The sequence below is a fragment of the Streptomyces sp. NPDC003284 genome (assembly GCF_053589675.1).
In genome coordinates this window covers 1-5,316 of the sequence record NZ_JBSFSI010000041.1, presented here as the reverse complement: position 1 = coordinate 5,316, position 5,316 = coordinate 1, and the positions used below count along the sequence as shown (strand labels likewise).

4 protein-coding genes are annotated in these 5,316 nt (G+C 70.9%); all 4 read left to right on the top strand.

The genetic code is table 11. The features are described 5' to 3' along the window. On the top strand, positions 1-299 hold a 299-nt coding region (locus tag ACWDYF_RS37150; RefSeq protein ID WP_451584335.1), incomplete at its 5' end, for an alpha-glucosidase C-terminal domain-containing protein. Between the two features lie 95 nt (positions 300-394). Then, positions 395-1,795 carry a maltokinase N-terminal cap-like domain-containing protein gene (locus ACWDYF_RS37145; RefSeq protein ID WP_389466612.1) on the top strand — a complete coding sequence of 467 codons (1,401 nt, stop codon included), beginning with the start codon at positions 395-397 and terminating at the stop codon, positions 1,793-1,795. A gap of 53 nt (positions 1,796-1,848) precedes the next feature. Further along, positions 1,849-4,101, top strand: a complete 2,253-nt coding sequence (gene glgB / locus ACWDYF_RS37140; protein WP_389466610.1) for a 1,4-alpha-glucan branching enzyme — start codon at positions 1,849-1,851, stop codon at positions 4,099-4,101. Between the two features lie 402 nt (positions 4,102-4,503). Then, positions 4,504-5,316: hypothetical protein (locus ACWDYF_RS37135; protein ID WP_451584334.1), on the top strand; the 813-nt coding region annotated here is incomplete at its 3' end.

Genomic DNA, 5,316 nt, shown 5'->3' with positions numbered 1-5,316 from the left:
TGATCGAGATCCGCAAACAGAACCCCGCCTTCGGACTCGGCACCTACACCGAACTCACCTCCTCCAACCCCGCCGTCCTCGCCTTCCTCCGCGAATATGACGACGACCTGGTCCTGTGCGTGCACAACTTCTCCCGCTTCGCCCAGCCGACGGAGGTCGACCTGAGCGCCTTCCTGGGGCGGCACCCGGTCGAGCTGTTCGGCGGGGTGCGCTTCCCGGCCGTCGGCGAGCTGCCGTATCTGCTGACCCTGGCGGGGCACGGCTTCTACTGGTTCCGGCTGCGCGAGGAGGCCGTCTAGCACGCGCACGCGCGGGGCGGTTTCCGCCGCCCCGCACGCGGGCACGCGTGAGTCACACTCGACCAGCGATTGGACGCGACGCCATGTCGGAAGCCATGTCGCAAGCCGTCACACGCTCTGTCACCGCCGGCAGCGCCGGCCTCCTCGCGTCCCTGGACCCGCTGCTGCGCGAGTGGCTGCCCCGGCAGCGCTGGTTCGCGGGCAAGGGCCGCCCGGTCACCGGATTCTCCCTGGTCACGGCCGTCGAGCTGCTCCCGCTCGACGGCAGGCTGGGCCTCTACCACCTGCTGGTCCGCGCCCACCAGCCGCCCTCCCCCGCCCCCGGCGCCGTCCCGCACCCCGGCGACTGCTACCAGCTCCTCATAGGCGTGCGCGAGGCGCTGCCCCCCAGACTGGCGCCCGCGCTGATCGGCCACGTCCACGACGGCCCGCTCGCCGGGCGCACCGTGTACGAGGCGCTGTACGACCCCCGGCCCGCCGAGGTGATCCTGGAGGCCCTGCGCACCGGGGCCCGCATCGGCGGGCTGCACTGTGAGCGGCGCGCGGAGATACGCGCCGGTCTGGTCCCGCGCGTGGTCACCGCCGAGCAGTCCAACTCGTCGGTGGTCTACGGGGACGCCTTCATCCTGAAGCTGTTCCGCCGGGTGCTGCCCGGGGTGAACCCCGATCTGGAACTGCCGCTCGCGCTGGCCCGCGAGGACTGCCCGCGCGTCCCGGCGCCCACCGCGTGGATGACCGCCGACGTCGGCGAGGACGCGTACGTCCTCGGGGTGCTCCAGCCCTTCGTGCGGGGCGCCACGGACGGCTGGGAGCTGGCGCTGCGCGAGCTGGCCAAGGGCGAGGACTTCACCGCCGAGGCGCGGGCGCTGGGCCGCGCCACGGCCGAGGTGCACGGGGCACTGGCCCGCGCGCTGCCCACGGTCAGCCTGGCCCGGCTCCAGCTCACCGCGCTGGTCGACGCCATGGCCGGACGCCTGGAGGAGGCGGCCCAGGCGGTCCCGGCGCTGCGGCCCCACGCCCCCGGGCTGCACACCGCCTACGAGGCGCTGGCCGACCTGGCGGCCGAGGGCCACACCTGGACCGCCCAGCGCATCCACGGCGACCTGCACCTGGGGCAGTGCCTGCGCTCCCCGGCCGGCCGGTGGTCGCTGATCGACTTCGAGGGCGAGCCGGCCAGACCGCTGGCCGAGCGGCGGATGGCCCAGCCCGTGGTCCGGGACGTCGCCGGGATGCTGCGCTCCTTCGACTACGCGGCGCACTCGGCGGGCGGCCCGCCGGCCCCGCGCTGGGCGGCGGCCTGCCGTGCCGCGTACTGCACCGGGTACGCGGAGGGCGGCGGCCGCGACCCGCGCACGGACCCGGTGCTGCTGCGGGCCTGCGAGACCGACAAGGCGGTCTACGAGGTCGTCTACGAGGCCCGGCACCGCCCCGACTGGCTGCCGGTGCCGCTCGCGGCGGTGCGCCGCCTGGCCGCGGACCCCGGTTCCGCCGCCTGACCCGCCCGCCGCACCCGTCCGGTTCCGCCGCTCTCTTCGAGGAGGCCCCGCACGTGACTGCCCGTCCCCCCGCCAGTGGTCCCCTCCCCCGGCGGCAGCCCGGGACGCCCGCGCGGGCGGTGTCCGCGGCCCTCGGCACCGAGGACCGCGAACGGCTGCTCGCCGGCACCCACCACGATCCGCACTCCGTGCTCGGCGCGCACCCCGTGCCCGGGGGCGTCGCGGTGCGGGCGCTGCGTCCGTACGCGCTCGGTGTCGCCGTCCTTGCCGGGGACCTCCAGCTGGAGCTGACCCACGACGGGCAGGGGTTCTTCTCGGGGCTGCTGCCGCTGCGGGAGGTGCCGGAGTACCGGCTGGAGGTGGCGTACGAGGGGACCGTGGTGCGCGCCGAGGACCCGTACCGCTTCCTGCCCGCGCTCGGCGATCTCGATCTGCATCTGATCGGCGAGGGGCGGCACGAGGAGCTGTGGCGGGCGCTCGGCGCCGAGCCGATGACCCACCAGGGCGTCGAGGGCACCCGGTTCACGGTGTGGGCGCCCGACGCGCGGGGCGTGCGGGTGGCCGGCGGCTTCGACTTCTGGGACGGCACCGCGTACCCGATGCGCTCGCTGGGCGGCACCGGGGTGTGGGAGCTGTTCGTGCCCGGTGTCGGGGAGGGCGAGCTGTACAAGTTCGAGATCACCCGGCCGGACGGGTCGCGGACGCTGCGCGCCGATCCGCTGGCGCGGCGCACCGAGGTCCCGCCGGCCACCTCCTCCGTCGTGCACGCCTCGCACTACGAGTGGGGCGACGCCGAGTGGCTGGCGCGGCGCGGCGAACGGCCCGCGCACGAGGCGCCGTTCTCGGTGTACGAGGTGCACCTGCCGTCCTGGCGCCCTGGCCTGACGTACCGTCAACTCGCTGACCAGCTCCCCGCGTACGTCGCGGACCTGGGCTTCACGCATGTGGAGCTGATGCCGGTCGCCGAGCATCCCTTCGGCGGCTCCTGGGGCTACCAGGTCACCGGCTTCTACGCGCCCACCGCGCGGCTGGGCACGCCGGACGACTTCAAGTACCTGGTGGACGCGCTGCACCGGGCGGGCATCGGCGTCATCATGGACTGGGTGCCCGCGCACTTCCCGCGCGACGCGTGGGCGCTGGCCGAGTTCGACGGGCGCCCGCTGTACGAGCACTCCGACCCGCTGCGGGCCGCCCATCCGGACTGGGGCACCCTGGAGTTCGACTTCGGCCGCCGCGAGGTGCGCAACTTCCTCGTCGCCAACGCGGTGTACTGGTGCGAGGAGTTCCACATCGACGGGCTGCGGGTGGACGCGGTCGCCTCGATGCTCTACCTCGACTACTCGCGCGAGCCGGGGCAGTGGACGCCCAACGAGCACGGCGGCCGGGAGAACCTGGACGCGGTGGCGTTCCTCCAGGAGATGAACGCCACCGTGTACCGCAGGGTGCCCGGCGTGGTGACCGTCGCCGAGGAGTCCACCGCCTGGGACGGCGTCACCCGGGCCACGCACCACCGGGGCCCGTCCGGCTTCGGCGGCCTGGGCTTCGGGCTGAAGTGGAACATGGGCTGGATGCACGACTCGCTCCAGTACATGAGCCACGACCCCGTGCACCGCGCCCACCACCACGGGGAGATGACCTTCTCCATGGTGTACGCCTACAGCGAGAACTACGTGCTGCCCCTCTCCCACGACGAGGTGGTGCACGGCAAGAAGTCGCTGGTGTCCAAGATGCCGGGCGACTGGTGGCGGCAGCGGGCCGACCTGCGCGCCTACCTCGCCTTCATGTGGTCCCACCCCGGCAAGCAACTCCTGTTCATGGGCCAGGAGTTCGCCCAGGGCACCGAGTGGTCCGAGGAGCGCGGCCCGGACTGGTGGCTGCTCGATCCGTCCTACGGCGCCGCCGCCGACCACCGCGGCGTGCTGGACCTGGTCCGCGACCTCAACTCCCGCTACCGCGCGGCCCCGGCCCTGTGGGAGCGGGACGCCCACCCCGACGGCTTCGAGTGGATCACCGGCGACGCGGCCGACGACAACGTGCTCGCCTTCCTGCGCCGCGCCGCCGACGGCACCCCGCTGCTCGCCGTGTCGAACTTCTCCCCGGTCGTCCGCCACGACTACCGCCTCGGTGTCCCCGCCGACGTCCCCGCCTGGCGCGAGACCCTCAACACCGACGCCACCCGCTACGGCGGCAGCGGCGTCGTTTACCCGGACCCGCTCCCCCCTTCCCCCACCCCCTGGCACGGCCGCCCGTCCTCCGTCCGCCTCACCCTGCCACCCCTGGCGACGGTCTGGCTGAGCCCGGCGTGAGCACTCGTCCGGCGGCATCCTGTCGATCTGATCTCTGACATCCGTCAAATGATGTCGTTCACCATCTTCACCACTCCCCGAAGTCGTCACCAGTGATCAATTTTGATCATTAAAGGTTGATAGGATTAGAGGGTTGAGTGGCACGCCATACTCTGCTTGGAGTCGAAGACGGAGTTTGGAGCGCAACTCATGAAGGACGCATTCGATCACGTCACCGCATACGTTCGAGCCGCTTTCAACAATGAACCTGTTTGCGTTCATGTAGGAAACGCTCAAGAGTGCGAGATCAAGCGTCATCCTCGGTATGACGAGTTCCGCTCCAAAGCAGTCGTAGCACGAGCGGCACGCTCCGAAAGGTCACGGCTGTGGGACTCCATGGTAGCCATGGGGAGACTTTCCGACATGCGCGACGACGACAAGTGGCGAATGGCGGTAGTGGACTGCCTCGTCCCCTTCCTCCGCAAGCGCTCCGAGATCATCGCACGGAACTTCTTCGCCGACCTGGAGGACGTCCGGTCCGAAATGATCACAGCCGCTCTCGGCACCTGGGTGACCACAGCGACGGGCGTAGCCCCCGCCGAGATTCCGGAGATGATGCGCAAGGCTGCGGTCAACGCAGGCTACGCGTCTGCGAAGATCCATGACAACGAGAGCACGAGCAGCGACTTAGAGGCCCTGCACTCGCGCGAAGAGCCTCTCCCGGAGTTCGCGATCAAAGCCTCTGCGATCATCCACAACCCCGACCCTCGTGACCCGGCCGTCGCCGAGCAAATTCGAGGCGAATGCTATGGGGCCAAGCTGCGGAGATTCGTCCACCCCAACGTCATCAGGAATTACCATAACGATGTTCGCGCCGGTCTTCGCACCGGGGTGGCGACTCACCTCGCATCGGATGCAATGCTCGCGCGCATTTTCGTCACGGGTAGCAATCACTACTATTACACCTCTGACTTCTACCCCGCTTTCGTCGGCCTTCCAGTGGCAGCAGAAGTATTGGGCATCGCCCCGGCCTCGGCTTACCGCATGGTCAGGTCGGGCACGTTTCCCTGCCCCACGACATTCATGGGGAGAAAACACCAGGTGTACCTGAAGGCCCTCATGAGCCATCTGGCCATCCCGGACGACGCGCGCACCGGGGCGCAGATCGACGCCTGGGACAGCATCGAGACGGCGACGGGCGACGGCAAGTCCCTCTACAGCGGGACGGTCGCGCTG

Bases quoted from the DNA above. Each gene is read 5' to 3' on its own strand.
- ACWDYF_RS37145 (WP_389466612.1), top strand. From the start codon at position 395: ATGTCGCAAGCCGTCACACGCTCTGTCACCGCCGGCAGCGCCGGCCTC.